The sequence below is a fragment of the Mangrovimonas sp. TPBH4 genome (assembly GCF_001280505.1).
In the GTDB taxonomy this organism is placed as follows: Bacteria; Bacteroidota; Bacteroidia; order Flavobacteriales; family Flavobacteriaceae; genus Mangrovimonas_A.
Map to the genome: position 1 here is coordinate 1 of NZ_LBIO01000061.1, position 24,220 is coordinate 24,220.

Below are 24,220 nucleotides of genomic sequence, written 5' to 3' on the forward strand. Positions count from 1 at the left end.
ATATAGAATATTATTGTATTTCAAATCTTACATTTATCTCATAACGTAATTTTATTTTTTTCTCGTTTTCCACTTGACTATATTCTGGAGAGTTCATCATAACATTACTTGTAGCCATAGCAGGTTGCCAAAATAAGTTGTCTGAATTTTTCTCAGTAATAGAAATTACATTGCCTAGAGTTTCGTCTAAAGCTTGAAGTAGATATGAAGCCTTGTCTTTTGCAGCTAATAGAGCTTTTGTTTTAACTTCTCTCCTGTAATTTGAGAGGTTGTTGTTTTTCAATTCTCCAATACGCATGTAATCTATTCCTTTGGTGTCCAATTTAGAAATTAAGGTGTTTATTGCATTAAAGTTTACTAGTTTTATTTCAATCTGCTTACCTATTAAAAATTCTTTCCCACGATGTCTCCAAGAATTCCCTACTTCTGTGGCTTTGATATTTTCTTTGGTAATTCCCATGCTTGTCAAATCCTTTATCAATTGACTTTCTATTTCATTAATGGGGACCTTTGTTTTGTAATCTTCAAATTCTTTTTTAGGTTCAAATTCTTCTTTCCAATATTCTTGGATTCCAATAATAAAGGTAAATTCATCAGGGGCTTTTAACATTTCAGCACTTCCAGTAACTTCTATAAATCTTTGTTGGATGTTTTGAGCTTGTAGAGTGAAAACACAAAAAAGTAATAAGGCGTAAAAGGTAATTGATTTCATATACGTTGTTTTTCTAAAGATATATGGTTATGAAATAAAATTTAATTTAAAATGAGTGAAATAGGAGTCTTGTTGAGTAAAATGCCCCCAACAAAAATTGAGGGCAAAGTTTTGTAACAATGACTAGGAAAAAATTACTTTTTATAAACGGTATTTCCTTCTTTGATGGTTTCTAAAACCGTGATATCTTTTATTTTCATAGGGGCAATTTTTAAAGGATTTTGGTCCAATATGACCAAGTCAGCCAATTTCCCTACTTTCAGGGTGCCCTTCATGTCTTCTTCAAAATATTGGTGAGCAGCCCATTTGGTAAGGGAGCATAACCCAATATATGGACTCACTCTTTCATCTGGCCCAATAATGTCTCCAGATCTGCTCACTCTATTTACCGTAGTATGTAAAATCATGATACTACTAGGTAAAGCCACAGGGGCATCGTGGTGCTCGGTAAAAATCATGCCTTTTTTCAAAGCTGTTGCCGTTGGGGATATTTTATAAGCGCGTTCTTTTCCTAAGGTTTCATCGCGGTGCCAATCGCCCCAATAATAGGTGTGCATGCTAAAAAAGGAGGGGTACATGCCTAAAGCTTTCATTTGATCCAGTTGATCAAAACGCACGGTTTGAGAATGTACCATTACCGGACGTCTGTCTTTCTGTCCATAGGTTTCTGTGGCTTTTGTAACGGCTTTTATCAATTGGTCACCTGAAGCATCGCCATTACAGTGGGTTAAAATTTGCCAATTATGGGCATAGGCCGAATCTACAAATCTTGTAACTTCCGTATCTTCCTTGATGGCAGGATAGCCTCTGTAGTCTTTAGATTTTCCTGGAGGAGGTACTACATAGGGTTTGGTTAACCAGGCGGTTTTTCCTTGAGGAGAACCATCCAATGACAGTTTTACACCGGCTATTCTGTAATGATTGGTATAATGATCGCTATCACCATTAGCCAACATATAATCCATTTGAGATTGTATATCTGGATAGGCCGCTACATCTACAGGGAGTTCATTTCTATTGGCCAAGGTTTTCCACGTTTCACAATTGTCTGATGTCGCTCTTCCTTCTTGAACTGTGGTGTAACCAAACTTTATATAGGCTTCTATTCCTGCTTTGGCGATAAGTTCATTGGCTTTAGTGTCTAAAGTGGACATGAACTTTATTAGGGGAATAAAACTAGCCATTTCTTCCAATACGCCGTTGGGAATATCGGTGCCTTCTTCTCTACGAATAGAGCCTCCCGCGGGATCTTGAACACCTGCAGTATAACCTGCCGCTTCCAAACCTTTATGGTTTGTGGAGGCCAAATGGCCTGATTGGTGAATGATAAAAACAGGTACTTCCGTGGAAACTTTATCTAAATCATCCGCTGTTGGATGTCTTTTTTCCTTTAATTGAGAATCATCATATCCAAACCCTACGATTGCTCCGTATTTTGAAATGGCCTCGGTGTTTTTTGCCTTCCAATCATTGAGTAAACTTATGATATCGTCGATGCTTTTACCTTCACCGTCTGGTGCTGGTAACAGATTGGCTGATACGGCTTGAAATCCGGCATTCCAAGCATGACCATGACCATCCATAAACCCAGGAAGTAGGTTATGCCCATTAAGATCGATCATTTTATGGCCCGGTCCGGCCACAGTCATCGCCTCGTTACTATTCCCTGCAAAGGCAATTTTTCCATCCTTTACAACAAGAGCTTCCACATACTCAGGTGTGTCACCTTCCATGGTAATTATGTCTCCATTGTAATAAACTGTAGCATTGGAAGTTTCAGAAGAATTAGGTGTTTCTGTTTTGGTTTCTTTACAAGATGTTGTCAATACAGTTCCTACTAACAACAAAAGCAGCATCTTTAGTTTCATTGAATTTTGGTTTTATTGATGGTATTCTCAATACCAGTTGGAATGTAGGTAAGGGCTATTCCTTGTACTAAGATACTTTATCTGTAGTTTTTTAACAACTTGAATTTTAGTTTTTTGTATGTGTTTTAGAGTAGTTTGATGTCAAGTCGTCTTCAGTTCCAAATTGTCCATTTGGACCAGCGGAAATAATTAAAAAGGTATGTTCCTTTTGAGAGATTGAAAATTGGTAAGGATGGTTCCAAGCATCTTTTTCCCAAGCGTCACGTATGGGGTCATTTCCAATAAGTTCAGCTAGAGTATTGGGGTATTGGCCATATTTGTTGTACCATAATTCCATGCGTTGGGTTATTTGTACCAGCTCATTTTGGGTAGTTTTTATATGAGTTACAAATTTTTGATAGGCCATGAACAAGGATGAGCTTATTATAGCTAGACAGCACATAATAAAAAGAATAATTGCCCTAGGTCCAAAAAGATGTTTTTCAATAGGTCTTGGGATTCCGTCCTTTTGTTCCATTTTTTGAATGTGTTTACGATGTTTGTATTGTGAGAAGCACAATAAACCATCGGCTACTATTTCAAGAACAAATTGAACTAGATCTTTTATCATATATCTTGATTGGCTGGATAAATATAACCAAATTTTTATTAGGCAATCGCTAACAAGATTTATGATTTTAAGGGGCTTGAATCTTGGGGATTTGAGTACCTTTAGTCCAGATTGAATATTTCCTTTTGATATGAGGGATATCATCTAGTGCGACATTTTAATTTCAGAACTTTGTAGAAACGTTTGCCATGGGTACCAAAGATCTTCAAGCAATGGTTCAAGAATTGGATGCAATCCTTGAAAAAATGCACCTTGACGGACAGGCTTTTTCCGAAAGATTGGCGCAGATACATCCCAATCATCAAAAAAGTGCCTTGAACTTAGTCAATTATTTATCACTAAGATCTTTTGATTTACGCAATCTGCAATACGCTCTGGGAGTGTTGGGAATGTCTCGTTTGGCAAGGGCAGAGGCCCATACCGAGGCCAGTGTAAAAATCACCCGTTTTTATTTGTCCAAATTACTAGATGAGCCAAGTAAATGGCCTGAAAAGTATACGGTTTCAATTGAAGAGAGTGACAAGATCCTAGCTAAAAACACTAAGCTTTTATTTGGAGAACCTCCCCGAAACAGAAAGCAGCGCATTATGGTGACCATGCCAGGGTTTACTGCTGAAGATCCGCAATATGTGGAGCAGATGATTCAAAGGGGGATGAAGATTGCCAGAATTAATTGTGCCCATGATTCGCAGAAAGATTGGTTGCATATTATTAAGCACATTAAAGCTGCCGATGCCGAACTGGGCAAACGTACCATTATAGCTATGGATATTGGTGGTCCAAAAATACGCACGGGTGAAATGAAAAAGCCCATTGTGTTAAGAGAAGGGGATACGCTGCTGCTGTCCAAAACCCCTATGATGGCCAAAAAATCCAAAAAAGGAAAAGAGCCTTGCATAGTATCCTGTACTTTACCCGAGGTATTTGCTTATATAAAAGTAGGGGAACGGGTGTATTTTGATGATGGTGCCATTAAAGGAACCATCTCAGAATTGAATAATGAAGTTGCCAAGATTAAAATTTTACGTGCCGGAGAAAAAGGTTCTAAATTAAAACCAGATAAAGGGATTAATTTTCCTGATTCCAATTTAGATATTCGCGGTTTGACCCAAACTGACAAAGAGAACCTAAAGTTCATTGCTGAATACGCCGATATTGTCAATTTTTCATTTGTCAACACCGTTGAGGATGTTAAAGAAATGCACAATTATCTGCAGGAATTGGGTGTTTTGGAAACCTTGGGGATTATCTATAAAATAGAAACACAGGGCGCCTACAATCAGTTAAGCGCAATTTTGTTGGAAGCCATGAAAGCCCCTAAAGTAGGGGTGATGATTGCCAGAGGAGATTTGGCTATCGAGACCAGTTGGGAAAACATGGGCTATATCCAAAAGGAAATGTTGGCCCTTTGCAATGCGTGCCATATCCCTATTGTTTGGGCTACTCAGGTATTGGAAAATCTAGCAAAAAAAGGCTTGCCAAGTCGCTCCGAAATTACCGATGCCGTAACCGCTACCAAAGCAGAGTGTATCATGTTGAACAAAGGGCCACATATTTTAAGAGCCATAGACATGTTGGATCAAATTATTCAGCATATGGAACCTTATCAGGATAAAAATGCGCCTTTGTTACCTAGGTTAAGGAAGTTGGAATAAACCTCATGTTTAAATAAGTTTCATTGAAATTTATAAAAGAATTGAAGCTCAAAGTTGAAATTCACACTTGAATGGTAGCCTTCAACCTTTCTGTAGTTACGTATGCTCGGAATGAAACCTTCATTGTCATCCTCATATGGTGTCGGGTTTACTATATTGGAAAATACTACATTTCTCATCTTGATTCCCAGGCCAACCTTTGGGATAATACCTGTTCTTTTTGAGAAATTTACAATCATGCCATAATTTAAATTCATCCCATATTTATGTCTTTTGTATGAAGCTGAATCGTAATGGTATTCATTGGAATCCGTTTCGCTTTGATAGGTGTAATCGGTTATTTCTTCTTTGTGATAGATATAGAACCCTTCTAAGGAAATAAATTTTTTGGTAGAACCCTTTGGGTTTAAGATGTATCTTATCTCCGGAGAGAATTCAAGACTGAAATAGTCTTTTGTTGTCATGTGGGTACCTATACCAGCTTCAGTCCCAAGTGTAAAATGATTATTTATGTTATGATAGTATCCGAAATTCCATCTAGGGGTGTTACTATAAATAAAGGAAATCATGTTAAATGTGACATACTTATTTCGAAATTCATTTTGGGATTCCGATTGAGCGAAAAGTGAGGTAGATGCAATTAAAAGTACAATGGCAGAGCAAATAATTTTTTTCATTTTATGGATTTGGTTGGTGTGTATAAGATGGGCTTCTTATAAAAAGGTTGCTTTTAAAAGGAAGAAGTTTGTTTTTGAGAGCGATGTCCGAAATATTAGCGTACCCCTTTGATATTTAACTGTACCTCTATATCTTGAGTACCATGGTATTCTTTTCCAAATTTTATATCTATGGCATATTCAATTTTATACAGTTCTAGGATATTGTCAATTTGGTCTTTGTGCTTTTTTGCAAGTTTAAAATCCGCATTATGTCTGTTAAGAGTTCCAAAGGCTAGACCTAACGGACCAAGACCAACGCCCATTATCACAAGTGGAATTGGAGAGATGACGCCACTAACCCATGCGTATCTTCCTAAAAGGAATCCACCAATGATTACGCTAAGCCCAATAGTTGTAAATACCGCAAAATAAATAAGGGTAAGTGTTTTGTTGCGTTTGAGTTTCTCCAATTCAACATTCGTAGATTTAAGAGTAGTTTTGAATTTATCTCCTAATTCAATTTTTGAACAAGTTCTATTGAATTCCGGTTTTCTATTGGTAAGGGTACAAGATGTGCCTTCTTTTAAACTTACGCTTTGGTGTTCGCATAAGTGGCAATGTTTGGTTAAGTCCATTAATTATTTTTGGGTGGATTTTAACTTAAATGTGCTTGCTTTCTATTTCATGCAACTCCTTTTCAGTAAGGGCCCTGAATGACAATTTATAACCTTCTGCGGCCGCAATTGCATAAAACAGTAAATCTATTGGACTAAAGGTTTCTACCATTATTGGAAGTAATTCGCTATAGTTTATCAAGCTTAAGGTCTCCATGTAGCCTAAATTTTCAGCTTCAGCCAAAAATCCAACAATACTTAAAAAATTCCCTAAAAGACAACTTAACAATGCTATTATACCTCCTGTAATACCAAATAGTTTATCAATGCCTTTTCCTGTGTATCTCATAGATAATCCAACTCCAGCGCCAATAGCCAGAGCCATATAGCCTATTTGATACCCGGTAGACACTGTTATGGCACCCCATAAAAAGGCTCCTATCAATCCTACAATTATTCCAGAAACCAAAGCTTTTGAGTAGTCTTGTTCTTCTTTAAATTTAGATAGAGTTTCAGGAGATAGTTTATACAGTAACTCGTTGTGCTCTAGTATTTCTGTGTCTTCTAATTGCTCAATGACGGAATTGTCTTTTTCAAAAGAAGTGCATTCATCGGAAAAGTCGGCTTTAATACCTGTTAAATTGCAAACTAGGCCAACTTTCATATCAAGGTGTCGGTTGGTACATTGTTTACAGAATTTTAAGTGTTCTTCTCTAGTCATATTTGGTTGGTTAATAATATGATTGAATCATATGAACCAAATATAAAATTTAGTACGAATAATTGTTAGTAGGAAAGTTTCTACTTATTAAGAATATTATCAACAATTAAGGGGTAGTAGTTTCAACGTGCTTTTTAAAATTGTCCAAAATGGCCTGCCAACCTGAGCGTTGCAGGTCAATAGGATTCTCGTTTTCGGCTTCAAAGGTTTCCTTTATGGTAACAAGGTCGTTGTTTGTTGAAAAATGTATGGATACTTTCCTGGCGTCTGATAATTTGGAAGTAATCCGTTTTAAAGGAATTACCTCTTGATACATACCTTCAAAATCAAACCCCATACTACCGTCTTTGGCTTCCATTCGCCAACTAAAACTGCCTCCTGGGCGCACGTCGTTTTCGGCCTTTGGGCAGCACCAAGTGTCGCTGGCAAAATTCCAAAGAGTGATATGGTCTGGGCTGGTCCAAAAATCCCATACCAGTTCAATTGGAGCGTTGATTGAAGTTTCTACAGTGATGTCCATAAGATTACTATTATGTTGTAAAATACATGCCCTTGGAGATTGGCAGGGTGTCTTGAAACCCGAACTTCTTATATAAAATAGAAGCATCCCTATCGGCCAGTAGGCTGACATAACAAGAGGAGGGCAGATGCTTGTCAATATATTTGGAAATTTGTTCCATAATGGCTTTTCCATAGCCATTTCCTTGGTATTCCGGAAGCACACAGATGTCCACCACTTGGCAGAAACAGCCGCCGTCTCCTACAAGTCGGCCCATGCCAACCACAGTGCCGTTCACTTCCAACATAACAGAATACAGGGCATTTTTAAGGCCGATACTACAGGCTTGCTCTGTTTTGTCGGAGAGACCACAACGATTTCTTAAATCTTGGTAAATGTCTATTGGGATTGGGGCCTGTTTGATGGTAAATGCTTTCATCTTCTCAGTATTAATTTTGTAAGGCAACGGGTAGGAAAGGGCTATGTTCTTCTAATTTAAGAAATTAAATTAAAACATGATGTAATTGTTGATAACTGTCACATATTCAGAATTGTTAACAATTGACTCCAGATTGAATCTCTTTTTAGGGAAGTATTTTTGAAGACAAACGTTTGGTTAGGAGCTCCGTAATTTTACGTATTTTTGAAGGCTACTTTTTATTCAATTTATGGACATTCAACCTCTTTTAGACTATATACAAAAACATGTAAGCCTTACGCCAGAAGAAGAGCTTTATTTGGCCGAACATATTACCATCCGACGCTACCTGAAAGGTCAGTATGCCTTGCAACAGGGAGATGTTTGTAAGCATAGTAGTTTTATTCTTAAAGGCTGTTCGCGCATGTTTTATGTGGATGAGGAGGGACAGGAGCATATCATTATGTTATGTGTGGAAGATTGGTGGAGTTCGGATATCGGTAGTTTTATAAGTCAAGAGCCTGGCCAGTTCAACATTCAGTGTTTGGAAGATACCACTTTTGCCCAGTTTCATGTCGATAGCATTGAAGAGGTGTATGCCGCCGTACCAAAATTAGAACGTTTTTTTAGAAAGATCCTGGAGCGTGGACTGGCGGCTTCGCAAAAACGGATCATCCGTAACTTCAGTATGACTGCTAAGGAACGTTACCTTTATTTTAGGGAAACCTATCCTATGATCGAGCAGCGCATCCCGCAGTATATGATTGCCTCCTATTTGGGCATCACCAAGGAATTCCTCAGTAAAATCAAGCGTCAGTTGGCCACGGATAGCTAAAAGTTAATCTAGTTTAACTTCTTTTTGTAAACTATGCCATTTTATTTCAGGTCTTAGTGCCTCAACTTTGTACTATAATTATTTAACAATAAAAAAACAGATACAAAATGAAACGATTAACAACTGCAATCATTGCATTTGCAACATTTACAGCAACTATGGAGGCCCAACAGAAGACCGTGAATACCACAGACAGTAAAGTAGTTTGGAAAGGGTATAAAGTAGCAGGTTCTCACGAGGGAACGATAAACATAAAATCCGGAACCTTGAGATTTGATGGTGAAACCCTTACGGGAGGTGAATTCACTATTGACATGACGTCTTTGGAAAGCACCGATTTATCTGGGGAATACAAAGATAAGTTGGATGGACATTTAAAGTCTGACGATTTCTTTGGAGTGAATGACTACCCAACAGCTAAAATGGTATTCAATTCCGTAAAAGCTACCGGAAAAAACTCTTATGAAGTAACAGGAGACTTAACGATTAAAGGACAAACACATCCTGCGACTTTTGAAATCTCGGTATATGGTAGTAAAGCTAGTGCCACTTTAAAAATTGACAGAAGCAAGTATAACGTTCGATATGGTTCTGCAAGTTTTTACAACGATTTGAAGGACAAAGTAATTTATGATGAATTTGATATTGTAGCAGACCTTCAATTTTAACAAATGATTGGTTGGTGAGTGAGAAAGTCGTTTCGAGTTATCGAAGCGGCTTTTTCTTTTATATCCCATTAAAATAATACTACCTTTAAGGAAAATAACTACAAACACTATGGATATAAAACTCGCCGTACTTATTGATGGAGACAATATTCCTTCTGCCTATGTAAAGGAGATGATGGAAGAAATTGCCAAATATGGAAACCCTACAATTAAGCGGATCTATGGGGATTGGACCAATCCACATCTAGTTAAATGGAAGACTGTACTGCTGGAAAACGCCATTACTCCAATACAGCAATACGGTTATACATCGGGAAAAAACGCCACCGATTCAGCCATGATTATCGATGCTATGGACATTTTATATTCTGGTCAGGTCAATGGATTTTGGTTGGTGTCCAGTGATAGCGATTTTACCAGATTGGCAACACGTTTAAGGGAAGCAGGAATGCTTGTATATGGAATGGGCGAAAAGAAAACTCCAAATCCTTTTATTGTAGCCTGTGACAAATTCATCTATATAGAAATTTTAAAATCACAAGGGGAGGAAAGCGAAGGCAGCAACACAGAAAAATCAAGCACCCGTAAAAGCAGTTACGATAAAATTACCGAAAAGGATATCAAGTTTATAGCTTCCACTATTTCAGACCTAGCCGATGATGATGGTTGGGCCTTTTTGGGAGATGTAGGGAGCTTACTTCAAAAAAAACAGCCCAATTTCGACTCTAGAAATTATGGCTACCAAAAGTTGACCCCCTTAATAAGTTCTATCAAAAACTTCGAAATTGACAAGCGAGAAACTGGCAATGGCCGATTTAAATTGATGTATGTGAGAATAAAACAACCCAAGCGCAGGACTACCCGACACAAGAAGTGACGATATTTATAGGCTGACAGCTAACAATTTACTGACCATAGTTTAAATGTTTGGTAACCTGTGAAACCTTAAAATGTGGTGACTTTGCAGAAAAAACAATGGAGTTATTTTTAGTGAGTTTTGGAGCCTTGTTCTCGATTATGAACCCTTTGGGAACCGTGCCTGTGTTTGTAGGCTTGACCATGGAACACAGTAAAAAGGAAAGAGCGGTTACGGCCTTTTGGACGTCTTTGGATGCCCTTATCATTTTATTGCTGTCCTTTTTCGCAGGGAAGTATATTCTATCTTTTTTCGGGATTAGTTTAACCGCTTTAAAGATTGCGGGAGGCCTTATTATAGCTTCTTCAGGGTTTGCTTTGTTGACAGGGAAGTTTAAGGAACATAAAGGGATGAAACGCGAGCGGGTTCAGCAGGATATCCAAACTCGGGAGGCTATAGCCTTAACGCCTTTGGCTATTCCTATGTTGGCCGGTCCTGGAACCATTTCATTGCTGATTACCTATAATCAAGAATTTCAAGCACCGCATCAAATCTGTACCATTTTGGGAGCTTTGGTAGTGGTTTCGGTACTTATTTATATCATCTTAAAGAGTTCTCACTACATTGTGAAATTCTTAGGGGCCTCTGGTATCAATGCCTTATCAAGGGTTATTGGATTTATAGTCATCGCTATTGGGGTGGAATACATCATAGGGTCGGTAATTGATATTATTAAGACCTTAGGGATTGTATGATTAAGCGGCTTTTTTACCATTAACGGTTAAAAATAACAATACGGACAAGAGTCCACAAACCGAAAACCCGATAAATAATGGTAGTACGCTATCAATGACAAAACTACCAATATAATTGGCTATAGGAACAGCCATGATGGTAGAGGCAAATCCGTTGATAGCCGCTCCAATACCTGCGATATGCCCGATGGGATGCATGGCCAAAGAGCGTAGGTTTCCGAATAGAAATCCTATGGAAATAAACTGAAATCCAAAGAAAGTCCAAAGAATGGACAATGGAGGATTTGTTCCAGACCAAAACAAAAACACATAGAGGATTGAGACTATAGAGTAAGCTATAGCGGCAACAAAGGCAATGCGTTTCATTCCGAAGCGAATCACCAATGTACTATTTAAAAATGTAGAAAACCCTATCGCAATGGCCAAACTGGCAAAGATATATGGGAAGAGGTCTGCCAAATGATATTGATGTTCGAAAATTTGTTGTGAGGTACTCAGATAGACCATAAATGACCCTGTTATAAGTCCTGAAACAATGGTGTAGACAACGGCTTCTTTGTACTTAAAGAATTCTTTAGTGCCCTTTATAAAAAGATCTAAGGAAAGTTTGGTATGGTTTTCCTTGGGATGGGTTTCGGGTTGGCGTTTCCAGAACCAAAACAAGACCAATAGGCCATAAATGAGGTTGAGGTTGAAAATAGAATGCCAGTCATAAAAGGTAATTAAGAATTGCCCCATTGTGGGAGCTATTACGGGTACCAAAATAAAAATCATCACCACGAAGGACATAACCTGTGCCATCCTATCCCCGCTGTAGGTATCTCGTACCATAGCAATACTTATAGTCCGTGGCGCCGAAAGACCAACACCTTGTAAAATACGCCCAAAGACCAAGATTTCGAATGAATTTGTTGTTACGCAAAGGATACTGGCCATTACAAAAAGAGAAAACCCTGTATAAATAATAGGCTTCCGTCCAAAACTATCTGAGAGCGGTCCAAATATCAATTGCCCAAATCCCAATCCTAAAAAGATCATGGTTATCAACAGTTGGTTCTTAGTGGGGTCCGTGACATTTAAATCTTCTGCAATATCAGGAAGTGCAGGCAGAAGCGCATCAATGGAAAGTGCTACAATGGCCATTAAAGAGGCCATTAAGGCAATAAATTCTATGTTAGGTTTGCTTTGTTCTTGGATGGGTTGTTGCATATGCAAATGTAGCCTATATATTACTGTTCACCTAAATGATTACCCTAACATCTCCTAATTCCTGTACCTGATATTTAAAATTTTCACCAGGAGTCCCAATAAACATAAAGTTGACTGGGATGTTCCAGCGTTTGGAAAGTTCCTTGATTTTTTCTGGCCCAAAGTATCCTTCTTCCTTAACAAATTCAATAAAAATTTCGGGATACGCCCGGTCCAATACTTTTAAATCTTCCACCAAATTATGGACGACCTCTGTTCCTGGGGGTACTACTGAAACGATTTTTAGGCGTCTAGTGTGTTCATTCCTTTCAATGTATTGCAGTACTTTGTTTAGTGTAGCCACATTATCATGGTTGGTGAAGAACACAAATTCCTGATCGTTGATTTTCCTAATGAATCTAAGGATTTTGGTGTCCATCCTGTCGAATACAGGAACCCCTTTTGGCGTTATGTAATTGATGAAATATAAAATTGCTTCCAGAATTTGAACCCGAAACAGCATAAAGCCAACAATCAAGAGTGTAGGTATGAGGTATTCTAAAAATATGGCTAAGTATTCGGGCTTTAAAATTATGTTGCCAATAAGGCCCGTTAAAACACCAGCTATGGCAAGAAATAGGGCTACAGGACCCACACGTTCAGGTCTGGGGAGCTGTTTTCGGTTAATTTTCAGTAATAAATTACCAAAACCAAATAAAATCATCACACTTAAAAAAGCTATGGTGTAAACTCCGGCGAGGGCCTGTAGGTTACCTTCCGTAATCAAAAGTACAGTAACACATAGCACAAAAAAGGTGATGAATATTAAATAAGAACTCCCACGCTTGTTTTTCGCTAGTAGAAAGCCCGGTAGAATACGGTCTAAGGTCATGCGCTCCACAAGTCCTCCTACACCCACAAAGGAGGTCAAAACAGCACCACTAAGTACCAATACGGCATCTATAGAAATGATATAAAACAGCCAGTTGCCAGAAGCTGTATTTGCCATAAAGGAAAGCAAGGTTTCCTCATTGGAATGGATGGTTTCCATTGGGATTATGGCCAAGGCCAAAAACGCAATTAAGGGATTGAAAATGGTTACTATAATCCACATGTTTCGTAATGTCTTCGGGAAGACTCCCTCAGCTTGTTCTTCGACATAATTGGCGGAACTTTCAAAACCGCTAATACCCAGCATGGCAGCTGCAAATCCGAAAAAGAGAGCAGTGGTCACACTTCCTTCTATAGGGTGTTTAAAGTTGGTAAGCAATACATCCAATCCGTGTTGGAATAAGTAAACGCCGCAAAATAAACAAAGCAGTGTAAGAGAGCTAAGGTGAAAAATAAAGATGGTAATGGCCACTTTTGAAGATTCTCCAATCCCCATAATGACAATTAACATAAAAAGTGCCAACAATCCTATGGTGGTTTCTACCACGGGAATAAAGTTCCAAAGACTGTGGGCATATTTCACCGATTCGCTTGCAGAAATTACCGCTGTAGCCATATAAGACAAAACCGTTAAGGCTGCGGCAAAGGAGGCCGTCGATTTTTTAGTGGTGTTTAATAAGGCGTTATAGGCCCCACCGTTGAGCGGAAGTGCACCAACCACTTCGCCATAAATTTTTCGAAACAGGAATAGAATTAAAGCAACTATCAGCAAAGAAATCCATGCATACTGGCCAGCGTAGATAATGGCCAAAGCCGATACATATAGACAGGAGGAACTAATATCATTACCACAAATGGCAGTAGCGGCTAGTTGATTAAGTTTTTTCATGATATAAAAAATTAAAAGGCCTTCATCAATGTTTGTTTCTTGATGAAGGCCTTTATTATTGCTTTTAGATTCGGATCATGTGCTATTTGCTTCTGGTGTAAACAATTTCCATGTTTTTAACTTGTTTACCATCTTTCAAAACAAACATTTCAAAGGTGTGGGAGTCGTTAGTGTTCTTTGTAAGTACTTCCCGTATCCAAGTTTCTTTACCCGTTGCAGGATCTAACATGGATCCTTCTAAGGTTAAAATCTTTTTGTTTGGATCGTAATCTCCTTCTAGATACATAATGCCACTACCCATATTGTCAATCCAGGTAGACACAAATTTCTTCTTAGCGTTATCATAGCCCATGATACTTTCCCCTACAAAGGCCGTTCCCATCATTTCCCCTTTATGGGTGGAGCGCTGATAGAGGCCATTCATGATCATTTCGTTAACCGTATAGGCCTTAGAAATGTTAGCAGGTTGTGAGAGATCCATCCACATTTTTACTGTGGCATCCCATGTTCCGTCAAAGGAGGCCAAGAATTTATGCGGCGCTCCAGGCGTCATATTGTCTTGCCAAGCCTTCATTTCTTCGGGAGTCTGTGACCACATTGGCACCGTGAGAAGGAAGCAAATAATTCCTAAAAAAACTCTTTTCATAATTAATTGGATTAATAACTGTATTATAAAGATACAATTAAAATCGAATTTTATAACAGGTTAATTTACAAGGGAATATTGCCGTGTTTTCGTTTTGGGCCATCCACTTGTTTGTCCTGAAGCATCGCAAAAGCTTTGATTAATTTTCTTCGGGTATCCTGTGGCAAAATAACCTCATCGATAAACCCGCGTTCTGTAGCGCTGTATGGATTGGCAAACTTTTCGGCATATTCAGCCTCTTTTTCCTTCCATTTGGCCTCGTGATTTTCAGCTTCCTTGATTTCCTTTCTAAAGATGATCTCAGCAGCACCTTTAGCGCCCATTACGGCAATTTCGGCACTTGGCCAAGCAAAGTTCATATCGGCGCCAATGTGCTTGGAGTTCATTACGTCATAAGCACCTCCATAGGCTTTTCGGGTAATTAAAGTTACCCTCGGCACTGTAGCTTCACTAAAGGCATAAAGTAATTTGGCACCGTGAACAATGATTCCGTTCCATTCTTGATCGGTTCCAGGCAGGAAACCAGGGACATCTTCCAATACCAAAAGAGGGATATTGAATGCATCACAAAAACGCACGAAACGGGCCGCTTTTTTAGAGCTGTTCACATCCAAAACCCCGGCCAAGAACATGGGTTGGTTGGCCACAATACCAATACTGCGACCGCCTAGTCTTGCAAATCCTACAATAATGTTTTCGGCATGGTCCTTATGGATTTCGTAGAAGGAATCGGTGTCAATAATCCCAGAAATCACATCGTGCATGTCATAAGGTTTATTGGCATTATCCGGAATGATATTTTCCAGTTGCGCTCTAACCTCATCCTTTAACTCAAAAGGAAGTGTTTTGGGAGCTTCTGTATTGTTTTGAGGTAAATAGCTCAATAGTGTTTTGATGTCTTCCAAACAGGCAATGTCATTGGCTGAGGTCTTATGTGCGACTCCAGATTTTGATGCGTGTGTGCTCGCTCCTCCCAATTCTTCGGAAGTAACGGTTTCATTGGTAACCGTTTTCACCACATTGGGGCCAGTTACAAACATATAACTGGTGTTTTCCACCATTAGGGTGAAATCGGTCATGGCAGGTGAATAAACCGCTCCGCCAGCGCAAGGCCCCATAATGGCCGAAATTTGAGGGATGACTCCAGAAGCCTGAACGTTGCGATAAAAGATATCGGCATAGCCTCCAAGCGAACGAACGCCTTCTTGAATTCTAGCCCCACCAGAATCGTTAAGGCCAATAAGTGGTGCACCTACTTTAACGGCCAAGTCCATAATCTTACATATTTTTTCGGCATGGGTTTCAGAAAGCGAGCCTCCAAACACGGTGAAGTCTTGGGCGAATACATACACAAGTCTGTCGTGAACGGTTCCATAACCTGTGACTACACCATCACCATAAAATTGTTGGTCTGCCATGCCAAAATCTTTGGTTCTGTGGGTTACCAAGGCTCCAATTTCTTCAAAGGAACCTTCGTCCAAAAGGTAGTCTACACGCTCTCTTGCTGTTAGTTTTTTGTTGCCATGTTGTTTAGCGATACGCTTATCTCCACCACCTAAATAGGCTTTGGAGAGTTTTTCGTTAAGTTGATTTATTTTGGATTCCATAAGGGAATGTTTTTAAGTCTTTATATGTTATTAATTATTTGGAAGTCTCAATAATTTTTGGTCCTCCAAATATTGTTTTAGGGCAATCATTGCCGCAATCTCTGCTTCGCTATGAAATTCGGCTTCCAAGGTTTTTGGATCGTAATGGTTTTTGACAAAATGCGTGTCGAAATTTCCAGATCTAAACGCTTCATGCTTGCAGACAAAAGTGCCAAAGGGAAGCGTAGTGGCAACGCCTTTTACATGATAATTGTCTATGGCTTCCAGCATGGTTTCAATGGCTTCTTCACGGGTATTGCCGTAAGTAATCAATTTTGAAAGCATAGGGTCGTAATAAATAGGAATGTCCATACCTTCTTCAAAACCATTGTCCACCCTAATGTTTGGTCCTTCTGGAAGTTGGTAGGTTTCCAAATGTCCTACGCTTGGTAAAAAGTCGTTTAATGGGTCTTCTGCATAAACGCGCAATTCTAAGGCATGCCCCTTAATGCTTAAATTGTCCTGTTTGATAGGAAGTTTTTCTCCTTGGGCTACTTTTATTTGAAGTTCTACCAAATCGATTCCTGTAATCAATTCGGTTACGGGGTGTTCTACTTGGAGTCTGGTGTTCATTTCCAAGAAGTAGAAGTTGTGCGCTTCATCCAATAAGAATTCTACGGTTCCGGCGCCCACATAATCACAGGCCTTGGCTACTTTTACGGCAGCTTCTCCCATTTTCTCACGCAGGGCAGGAGTCAATACCGAAGAAGGTGCTTCTTCAACCACTTTTTGGTGGCGACGCTGCACGCTGCATTCGCGTTCAAATAAATGGATAACATTACCATGGGTATCGGCCATCACCTGAATTTCAATATGTCTTGGAGAAGCTACATATTTTTCAATAAACACCGATCCATCTCCAAAGGCTGAGGTTGCCTCACTAATGGCACGTGTCATTTGGGATTCCAAATCTTTTTCAGACTCTACCACACGCATGCCTTTTCCGCCTCCTCCGGCAGAGGCTTTTATTAAAATTGGAAATCCAATTTCCTTAGCTATTTCTTTGGCTTTTTCAACATCGGTAATCGCTTTGTCAATACCGGGCACCATTGGGATGTTGTATTCCTTAACGGCATCCTTGGCAGCCAATTTACTTCCCATGATCTTTATGGCCTTGGATTTCGGTCCGATAAAAATGATATCGTTGCTTTCGCATAATTCAGCGAAATCGGCATTTTCACTTAAAAAACCATATCCAGGGTGGATGGCATCAACCTTTAGTTCTTTGGCCACTGCAATTATTTTGTCTCCTAATAAATACGATTGGTTGGAAGGGGCTTCTCCGATCAACACAGCTTCATCTGCAAATTTTACATGGGGTGCGTTACGATCTACCGTAGAATATACGGCGACTGTTTTAAGTCCTATCTTTTTAGCTGTTTTCATTACCCTAATGGCAATTTCACCTCTATTGGCAATAAGTATTTTTTTCATATAATTTGTGAAGAATTAAGAAGAGAAATCCTTAGTTCTTTTTATTTTTTCTAATTATTCAAATTCTATTAATAATTGATTTTTTTCAACGGCATCTCCTTTGATTGCCGATATGGCCTTGATGACTCCCTCTCTTGGAGAAGTAATGACATTTTCCATTTTCATGGCTTCCAAAATCAACAAAGGCGAATCTTCGGCGACAGTATCACCAACCCTTACCGAAATATCAAGAATCAACCCAGGCATAGGGGCTTTGATTTCGTTGACATGCTTGGTGTTTCCTAGGGCCAACCCCATACTTTTTATAAGGTTTTCCAAAGGACTTTGAATATGTATATTGTAACTATTGTTGTTGATTTTAACTTCATAGTTTCTCTTGTTAAAATCTAGTTTGGTAATTTCAGCTTGGTAAGATTTGTGGTCTTTAAGAATGTGAAATGTATTGTCTGAAGTTTTCACCGCATTTAGGTTTGTCACTTCAGTTTCATCAATTTCGAACTCTAGCTGTTTATTAACCGAAATTTTAAAATTTCCCATATATTTTTATTTAAGCGCTAAATATAGGGAATATATAATGGTTGTTTTTGACGGAACTGTAATTTTTGAGCTTTACAGTTTGAACATTTTTGCGAGTGTTAGTTTCTTTTTATTGGATAAAATGGCGGTGGTTTTTAAGAAAATTAATGCGGTAATTAGGGCATCGCCAGCTGCGGTATGTCTATCGGAAACATCCAAAATATAGTTCTCCGCAATTTCATCCAGTGTGTAGGGTTTATCATATTGGATGAAATTTGATTTGATACGTGTTGCTCTGTATAAGTTGACAGTGTCAAGCACTTTATTTTTAAGTACAGGCAGACCTTTTCTCTTTAGCATTTCGTTGATCATGGTCATGTCAAAACGGGCATGGTGGGCAACAATAATGGCGTTCCCTACATATTCCAAAAACTGTTGTATTGCCTCGTCTTCGGTAAAGGTTACAATGCGTTCGTGTTTGAGGATACCATGGATTTTTACTGTTTTTTCGTTGAAATGTTCCTGACGAATATAGGTTTCAAAGGTGTTGGAAACGTTAATCTTTCGATTGACAATTTCCACGGCACCAATACAAAGCACCCTATCCAAATTATAGTCGAATCCTGTGGTTTCGGTATCCAAGACTACAAAGCGGTTGGTTTGTAAATCCAATTCAGGTTCGTTGTCAAACAATGCTTCATAACGTTCCCAATACTCAGGATAATAGGACTTAGGAGTCTCGGTATTCTTGGATTTATTTCGTCTGAAGAAATTTAGCATGGCACGGTTATAAAAGGTGACCTAGGTTAAAGCGCATTTTGATGTATTCCTGCACGTTGTTTATGGTTTTAAAGCAACGTTTTAATTTTAATTTTTCTTCCTTAGTCATGGTTTCCAATTTAATAAAGCGTCCATCATCGTTATTGATGAGGCCATGTTTGGTCCTAAATTTTAGGATTGCCTTAAAGGAATAGGAACATGCCAAGAAGAGTTCTTTGTTTTCCGGGACGAGTTCTGCTAATTTTTCAAAACGCTCTCCAGTGTTGGTAATGTTTTTGATTTGAAAGTTTAGGGTAAGCAGTCTGCCTGCGTCAATAAGTGGCATAAGGCCACGCTTTTTAATGTCGAAAAAGTCTTTGTACTCGCCATCACTTTCTACCAAAAACTGTCTGAAGAAGCCCAAAGGCGAAGCACTTCTCAATGCATTGGCTCCTAGTTTTGACATGAAAAGTGAATTGTTTTTGGTAATCATCAAGGTGTGCTCAGCTAGGGTATTGGTTAATGATGCGTCTCCATAACTGATATCAAAATCGAAAAAAATGGATGATAGTAAGATTTCATCATTTCCGGTATTGGTAGTCCACTCGGTAAATTGATTTTTCCATTCATCTAGGCTTAAACACCATCGAGGATTTTTGGCCATCATATCGGCATTGCAGAATTCAAACCCAACCGTGTTTAAGCGCTTGTTGACTCTTTTTGCCAATTTTAGGAAATAGGCCCTGACTTCTTCCAAACGTTCGGGACTTACATTTTCAAAAATAAGTGCATTATCCTGATCGGTTTGTAGTAACTGTTCCTTACGGCCTTGACTACCAAGAGACATCCATGCAAATTTCACTGGTGGTTCTTCCTTCATTTTTTCTAAACACCGCTCAATGATGCGTTTAATGGTAGCGTCATTAAGTTCAAAAATGATTTTACTGGTATGAGTAAGGGGAATGTTTTGTGTGATATAACCTTTTAGCAGTAGGGTTATGTTTTCCCGAATGCGTTTAAGGTCTTTGGTGTTATTGCTACGCTGTATGGCCTTCATCAACACCGAAGGACTATTTCCTTGTAAGAGCACAATATCATGGTCAGAAACCAAGCCGATAATCTTACTGTTAGGGGTGCCATCTTCTGTAATACACAAATACCCCACTTGATGTTTCATCATGGAGATTTGCGCTTGGGCAATGGTAATGTTTTTAGTGTAACATAACACAGGACTACTCATAATTTTGGCAGCACTCTCGTTAATGGTATGAAGTCCTGTGACCACTTTTTTACGCAAATCCTTATCGGTAATCATCCCAATTGGCAAGTCGTTTTCTTCAATTATTACGGAACCAATATTGTGATCATCCATAATTTTTGCAATGGTCTTGATTTTGGTATTGGGTTTTGCCGTAACAATTTTCTTGGTGTATTTGATGGGTTGGAGCTCAAATAGATTGCTGTTGGTTTCAATACTGGCTGCAGTTTCCGAGAAAAACTCCAAATGATGAATCTTTGTAAATGGGTTTTCTGTATTGGAAGCAAAGCTTTCGATGAGGTAATTTCCAATATTCTTGTTTTTGGCCGCCAAGGGCTTGAACAGCTCAATAGGAATGCCATAAAGAATGGATTCTTCATCGGTAACCGATGTGATGGCATAATTTTCCTGAGCAAACAGCGGCCTTAGTCCAAATACATCTCCTTCGTCAAATTTGTCAATGACTTCAGAGGAACCGTAGTTACCCTTCACCAGTACCACCGCACCCTTATGGATGATGTAAAAATGATCGTGTAAGGGGCTGTCTTTTTCATAGATAACCTTTCCCTTTTCCAAGTAGGTAATAGTCACCTGTTTGGCAATATCCAAAAGGTCTGATTTTTTTACCAAATCAAAAGGAGGGAAGCGTTTTAAAAAGTCGGCTATACGTTCGGCTATGGTATTTTTCATAGTACTAAATTAACAAAAAGAATGCTGTGGAATCCTTATTATGGAACTTTAAATTTAGAATTTTCCTGATGAGTTTTAATGGCTTTTCTGGAGAGAACAATTCCCAATAACAAAGAGATGAAAGCCCCAATTCCAATGCCAGGCACAAAATTGATGAACAGGAAGAAATCGTAAGCGCCATGGAACAGAATGGCAAAGAACAAGCCTGCCAAATTCAACTTGATACGGTTGTTTGAAAATTTAGCTTTTCCCATGAAGTATCCCATGATAATCCCAAAAGTTGCATGGGCTGGCACGGCAGAAAAGGCTCTGATTAGGGCAATTTGATACCCGCCTTCCAAAACATACATGATGTTTTCAGTAGCAGCGAATCCCATGGATACCATAACGCTGTACATGATACCATCATAAGGTTCGTTGAAATCTGCTTTGGTTTGTGCGTAGTAGCGAACAATGATGTATTTGCTAAATTCTTCCGTAAGTCCAACCACAAAGAAGGCCTTGATAAACTGCTCTAAAATACTGTAGTCATTATTTAGTGCAAGTATCATATCAAAACCATAATACAGGATGCTAGTGATGATGATACTTACAATACTTCCCAATAAAAAACTGAACAGCAAAAGGTGTTTGGGTTCTTTTTCGTATTTGTCCTTTAAATAAATGTAAAGAATGATTATGAATACTGGCGCCGTGGCCATGAGGAGTAGTTGCATCAATCCAAGGTGTTATGATTTACAATGGCCTCCCAAACGGTTTCGTAATAAGCACGGTTGGAGGGGACAAAATGATCGTTGTTGCCACTGTTGTTTAAAAGTTCTTTAAATGTGCCTACATCTACCAGTTTTAAAGCTTCCACTTCGCCGGGTTGAGGCTTTAAAGTTTCCAAGGGAACCTGTAATTGGGCTATATAGGTGTGATGAAATTCATTATCTATAATACCTGAGGGGTAAGATTGAAAACATTCAAAAACTCCAATTTTCAACAAATCGCTATGTTTTAAGCTTAGGCTTAATTCTTCTTGGGTTTCACGAATGGCAGCTTCTTCAATGCTTTCTCCTGCATCTACATGGCCTGCCACGGAAACATCCCACATGCCTGGACAGATGGCTTTTTCAAAACTGCGTTGCGCCAATAAAATTTCACCTTTTTTGGTGTATAGCCAAAGGTGGGCTGTATTGTGGTAATGCCCCTTGGCGTGTATTTCAGATTTGAGACAGGATTGACCTGTTAGTGTCCCTTGCTTGGTGACAATATCTATAAGTTCGTCCATCTTGGTTATAAAACAAGATTCCCGCTTTCGCGGGAATGTGTTAGTTAAAATATGAAAATGTTTCTCCGTCTTTTATTTGCAATAAGGTTTCGTAAATCAATTTGATGACATTTTCAACATCATCTTTGTGAACCATTTCTACAGTAGTGTGCATGTAGCGTAACGGCAAGGAAATAAGTGCCGAGGCTACACCGCCATTACTGTAGGCAAAAGCATCGGTATCGGTTCCGGTAGCACGGGATAAGGCAGATCTTTGGAAAGGAATCTCATTAGCTTCGGCAGTATCTGTAATTAAATCACGTAATTTCTGTTGTACGGCCGGGGCATATGCTACCACGGGACCAAGACCTAGCTCCAAATGACCTTCTTTCTTTTTGTCGATCATTGGGGTTGTAGTATCGTGTGTTACATCCGTAACGATAGCCACATCCGGTTTGATGGTTTGGGTAATCATTTCTGCTCCTCGCAATCCAATTTCTTCCTGTACGGAGTTGGTAATGTATAGTCCAAAAGGCAATTCCTTTTTGTTTTCTTTTAATAAACGCGCCACTTCAGCAATCATAAAACCTCCCATACGATTGTCCAAGGCACGGCATACAAACTTATCATCGTTTAAAATGTGAAATTCATCTGGATAGGTAATCACACATCCAACGTGAACGCCCATGTTTTCTACTTCGGCCTTGTCTTTAGCCCCAACATCAATGGTGATGTTTTCAATTTTAGGCGTTTCTTCCTTGGCTTTATCACGGGTATGAATGGCGGGCCAACCGAACACTCCTTTTACAATCCCTTTTTTGGTGTGGATATTTACAATTTTACTAGGTGCGATTTGATGATCGCTACCACCATTTCTTATAACATGAATCAAGCCATTGTCGGTGATGTAATTGACATACCAAGAAATTTCATCGGCGTGGCCTTCAATGACTACTTTATATTTGGCTTTTGGGTTAATTACCCCAACTGCGGTTCCGTAGGTATCGGTGATAAACTCATCTACATAAGGCTTTAGGTAGTCCATCCAAATTTTTTGGCCTTCCCATTCGTAACCTGTTGGAGCGGCATTGTTTAGGTAAGTTTCTAGAAATTCTAATGATTTTTTATTGAGTAAGCTGTCTTTTGCCATAGATATTAGTTGTTATATTTCCGTAAAAATACTAGGATTTATTCAGTTTTGACCTTTGCCAAACTGTTTTTTGTAACAAAAACATATATTTTTATACTAATCACCTCATAACCGTAATAACTAAATTAAATACGCATGAAACTTGTCATTAAAGATTTAACTAAAACCTATAAAAATGGTGTAAAGGCCATTGATAATTTAAACCTTGAAATAGGTACTGGAATGTTTGGTTTGTTGGGACCAAACGGGGCTGGAAAGTCATCTTTAATGCGAACCATAGCAACGCTTCAGAGTCCAGATTCTGGCTCCATAATGTTTGGTGATATCAATGTGTTGGAGGATAAAATGGCGCTTAGAAAAGTGCTGGGATATTTGCCGCAATCTTTTGGGGTGTATCCTAAAATGTCCGCGGAGGCTTTACTTGATTATTTTGCCACTTTAAAAGGCGTTTCGTCCAAGCCAGAAAGAAAAGCCTTGGTGCAGGAAGTGTTGGAGATTACCAATCTTTATGATGTAAGGAAGAAGCATGTTGCTGGCTATTCCGGAGGAATGAAACAGCGTTTTGGCATTGCGCAATTGTTGTTGAACAACCCTAAACTTATAATTGTAGATGAGCCTACCGCTGGTTTGGACCCTGCCGAAAGACATCGATTTTTAAATGTGTTAAGGGAAGTGGGGACCAATTGCACGGTTATTTTTTCTACTCATATTGTTGAGGATGTTAAAGAACTTTGTACCGATATGGCTATTCTAAATGGAGGAAAGATTCTAAAACAAGCTACACCAACTCAAGCAAGGGAATCCTTACGAGGTCACATTTGGACTAAAATCGTGGAGCGTGATGAATTGGAGCAAATGGAAGCATTGTACAATGTGCTTTCTTCCAATTACAACGAGGACAATAGCTTAAATATAAGAGTATTTTCAGAAGAGCTTCCAGCTCCAGACTTTGTTGCAGCAGAGCCACAATTGGATGACGTGTATTTTATTGCATTGAAACAAGACGAACCTGTTCTGTCCTAATCATCAAC

The 24,220-nt window shown here is 38.9% G+C and carries 25 protein-coding genes; 6 read left to right on the top strand and 19 right to left on the bottom strand.

From position 1 onward, the window contains the following. Positions 1-10 precede the first annotated feature (10 nt). From ZA05_RS15525 to ZA05_RS15535, 3 genes are all read right to left on the bottom strand, one after another. On the bottom strand, positions 11-712 hold the full coding sequence (locus tag ZA05_RS15525; protein WP_053992606.1) for an SIMPL domain-containing protein: 702 nt from the start codon (positions 710-712) through the stop codon (positions 11-13). Between the two features lie 134 nt (positions 713-846). Beyond that, positions 847-2,580 carry an amidohydrolase gene (locus tag ZA05_RS15530; protein ID WP_053992607.1) on the bottom strand — a complete coding sequence of 578 codons (1,734 nt, stop codon included), beginning with the start codon at positions 2,578-2,580 and terminating at the stop codon, positions 847-849. A gap of 106 nt (positions 2,581-2,686) precedes the next feature. Beyond that, positions 2,687-3,190, bottom strand: coding sequence for a type II secretion system protein GspG (locus ZA05_RS15535; RefSeq protein WP_053992608.1), 504 nt, complete (start codon positions 3,188-3,190; stop codon positions 2,687-2,689). 188 nt (positions 3,191-3,378) lie between these two features. On the opposite strand from ZA05_RS15535, the gene ZA05_RS15540 reads away from it, so the two are divergent. Beyond that, positions 3,379-4,845, top strand: a complete 1,467-nt coding sequence (locus tag ZA05_RS15540; protein ID WP_053992609.1) for a pyruvate kinase — start codon at positions 3,379-3,381, stop codon at positions 4,843-4,845. A gap of 20 nt (positions 4,846-4,865) precedes the next feature. Here ZA05_RS15540 and ZA05_RS15545 read toward each other — a convergent pair whose 3' ends face one another. From ZA05_RS15545 to ZA05_RS15565, 5 genes are all read right to left on the bottom strand, one after another. Beyond that, positions 4,866-5,522, bottom strand: coding sequence for a DUF3575 domain-containing protein (locus tag ZA05_RS15545; protein ID WP_053992610.1), 657 nt, complete (start codon positions 5,520-5,522; stop codon positions 4,866-4,868). A gap of 95 nt (positions 5,523-5,617) precedes the next feature. Beyond that, the gene (locus tag ZA05_RS15550) at positions 5,618-6,139 is read right to left on the bottom strand and encodes a hypothetical protein (protein ID WP_053992611.1); all 522 of its coding nucleotides are present in this window, start codon (positions 6,137-6,139) and stop codon (positions 5,618-5,620) included. Positions 6,140-6,164: 25 nt separating this feature from the next. After that, complete coding sequence (locus ZA05_RS15555; protein ID WP_053992612.1) at positions 6,165-6,839, bottom strand: hypothetical protein; 675 nt, start codon at positions 6,837-6,839, stop codon at positions 6,165-6,167. Positions 6,840-6,945: 106 nt separating this feature from the next. Continuing rightward, positions 6,946-7,359: an SRPBCC family protein gene (locus tag ZA05_RS15560; protein ID WP_053992613.1), complete on the bottom strand. Its 414-nt coding sequence runs from the start codon at positions 7,357-7,359 to the stop codon at positions 6,946-6,948. Positions 7,360-7,369: 10 nt separating this feature from the next. Further along, entirely contained in the window at positions 7,370-7,777 is a 408-nt protein-coding gene (locus ZA05_RS15565; protein ID WP_053992614.1) for a GNAT family N-acetyltransferase, read from the bottom strand. 229 nt (positions 7,778-8,006) lie between these two features. On the opposite strand from ZA05_RS15565, the gene ZA05_RS15570 reads away from it, so the two are divergent. The 4 genes from ZA05_RS15570 (at position 8,007) to ZA05_RS15585 (ending at position 10,870) form a co-directional block, all read left to right on the top strand. After that, positions 8,007-8,591: a Crp/Fnr family transcriptional regulator gene (locus ZA05_RS15570; RefSeq protein WP_053992615.1), complete on the top strand. Its 585-nt coding sequence runs from the start codon at positions 8,007-8,009 to the stop codon at positions 8,589-8,591. A 107-nt stretch (positions 8,592-8,698) separates the two neighbouring features. Then, complete coding sequence (locus ZA05_RS15575; RefSeq protein ID WP_053992616.1) at positions 8,699-9,259, top strand: YceI family protein; 561 nt, start codon at positions 8,699-8,701, stop codon at positions 9,257-9,259. A gap of 109 nt (positions 9,260-9,368) precedes the next feature. After that, complete coding sequence (locus ZA05_RS15580; RefSeq protein WP_053992617.1) at positions 9,369-10,136, top strand: NYN domain-containing protein; 768 nt, start codon at positions 9,369-9,371, stop codon at positions 10,134-10,136. Between the two features lie 98 nt (positions 10,137-10,234). Continuing rightward, positions 10,235-10,870: a MarC family NAAT transporter gene (locus ZA05_RS15585; RefSeq protein ID WP_053992618.1), complete on the top strand. Its 636-nt coding sequence runs from the start codon at positions 10,235-10,237 to the stop codon at positions 10,868-10,870. On the opposite strand, the gene ZA05_RS15590 is transcribed toward ZA05_RS15585, so the two are convergent. The 11 genes from ZA05_RS15590 to ZA05_RS15640 all read right to left on the bottom strand — a co-directional run bounded on the left by ZA05_RS15590 (position 10,871) and on the right by ZA05_RS15640 (position 23,189). Further along, positions 10,871-12,079, bottom strand: a complete 1,209-nt coding sequence (locus tag ZA05_RS15590) for a multidrug effflux MFS transporter (protein WP_053992619.1) — start codon at positions 12,077-12,079, stop codon at positions 10,871-10,873. 31 nt (positions 12,080-12,110) lie between these two features. Continuing rightward, positions 12,111-13,838 (bottom strand): APC family permease, encoded by a 1,728-nt coding sequence (locus ZA05_RS15595; RefSeq protein WP_053992620.1) that lies wholly within the window; start codon positions 13,836-13,838, stop codon positions 12,111-12,113. An 82-nt stretch (positions 13,839-13,920) separates the two neighbouring features. Beyond that, on the bottom strand, positions 13,921-14,484 hold the full coding sequence (locus tag ZA05_RS15600) for a DUF1579 domain-containing protein (protein WP_082333814.1): 564 nt from the start codon (positions 14,482-14,484) through the stop codon (positions 13,921-13,923). Between the two features lie 65 nt (positions 14,485-14,549). Next, on the bottom strand, positions 14,550-16,091 hold the full coding sequence (locus ZA05_RS15605; RefSeq protein WP_053992622.1) for an acyl-CoA carboxylase subunit beta: 1,542 nt from the start codon (positions 16,089-16,091) through the stop codon (positions 14,550-14,552). Positions 16,092-16,121: 30 nt separating this feature from the next. After that, positions 16,122-17,564, bottom strand: a complete 1,443-nt coding sequence (gene accC / locus ZA05_RS15610) for an acetyl-CoA carboxylase biotin carboxylase subunit (protein ID WP_053992623.1) — start codon at positions 17,562-17,564, stop codon at positions 16,122-16,124. A gap of 54 nt (positions 17,565-17,618) precedes the next feature. Next, positions 17,619-18,101: an acetyl-CoA carboxylase biotin carboxyl carrier protein subunit gene (locus ZA05_RS15615; protein WP_053992624.1), complete on the bottom strand. Its 483-nt coding sequence runs from the start codon at positions 18,099-18,101 to the stop codon at positions 17,619-17,621. A gap of 72 nt (positions 18,102-18,173) precedes the next feature. Beyond that, positions 18,174-18,860, bottom strand: a complete 687-nt coding sequence (locus ZA05_RS15620; protein WP_053992625.1) for a PolC-type DNA polymerase III — start codon at positions 18,858-18,860, stop codon at positions 18,174-18,176. 7 nt (positions 18,861-18,867) lie between these two features. After that, positions 18,868-20,787, bottom strand: coding sequence for a DUF294 nucleotidyltransferase-like domain-containing protein (locus tag ZA05_RS15625; RefSeq protein ID WP_053992626.1), 1,920 nt, complete (start codon positions 20,785-20,787; stop codon positions 18,868-18,870). A gap of 38 nt (positions 20,788-20,825) precedes the next feature. Further along, positions 20,826-21,503 carry a PrsW family intramembrane metalloprotease gene (locus ZA05_RS15630; RefSeq protein WP_053992627.1) on the bottom strand — a complete coding sequence of 226 codons (678 nt, stop codon included), beginning with the start codon at positions 21,501-21,503 and terminating at the stop codon, positions 20,826-20,828. After that, positions 21,503-22,060, bottom strand: coding sequence for an NUDIX domain-containing protein (locus ZA05_RS15635; protein WP_053992628.1), 558 nt, complete (start codon positions 22,058-22,060; stop codon positions 21,503-21,505). Before ZA05_RS15635 ends, ZA05_RS15630 begins: the two co-directional genes overlap by 1 nt. Positions 22,061-22,100: 40 nt before the next feature. Beyond that, positions 22,101-23,189, bottom strand: a complete 1,089-nt coding sequence (locus ZA05_RS15640; RefSeq protein WP_053992629.1) for a M42 family metallopeptidase — start codon at positions 23,187-23,189, stop codon at positions 22,101-22,103. 135 nt (positions 23,190-23,324) lie between these two features. Between ZA05_RS15640 and ZA05_RS15645 the strand changes: the two genes are divergently transcribed. Continuing rightward, positions 23,325-24,212, top strand: a complete 888-nt coding sequence (locus ZA05_RS15645) for an ABC transporter ATP-binding protein (RefSeq protein WP_053992630.1) — start codon at positions 23,325-23,327, stop codon at positions 24,210-24,212. Positions 24,213-24,220: the final 8 nt, after the last annotated feature.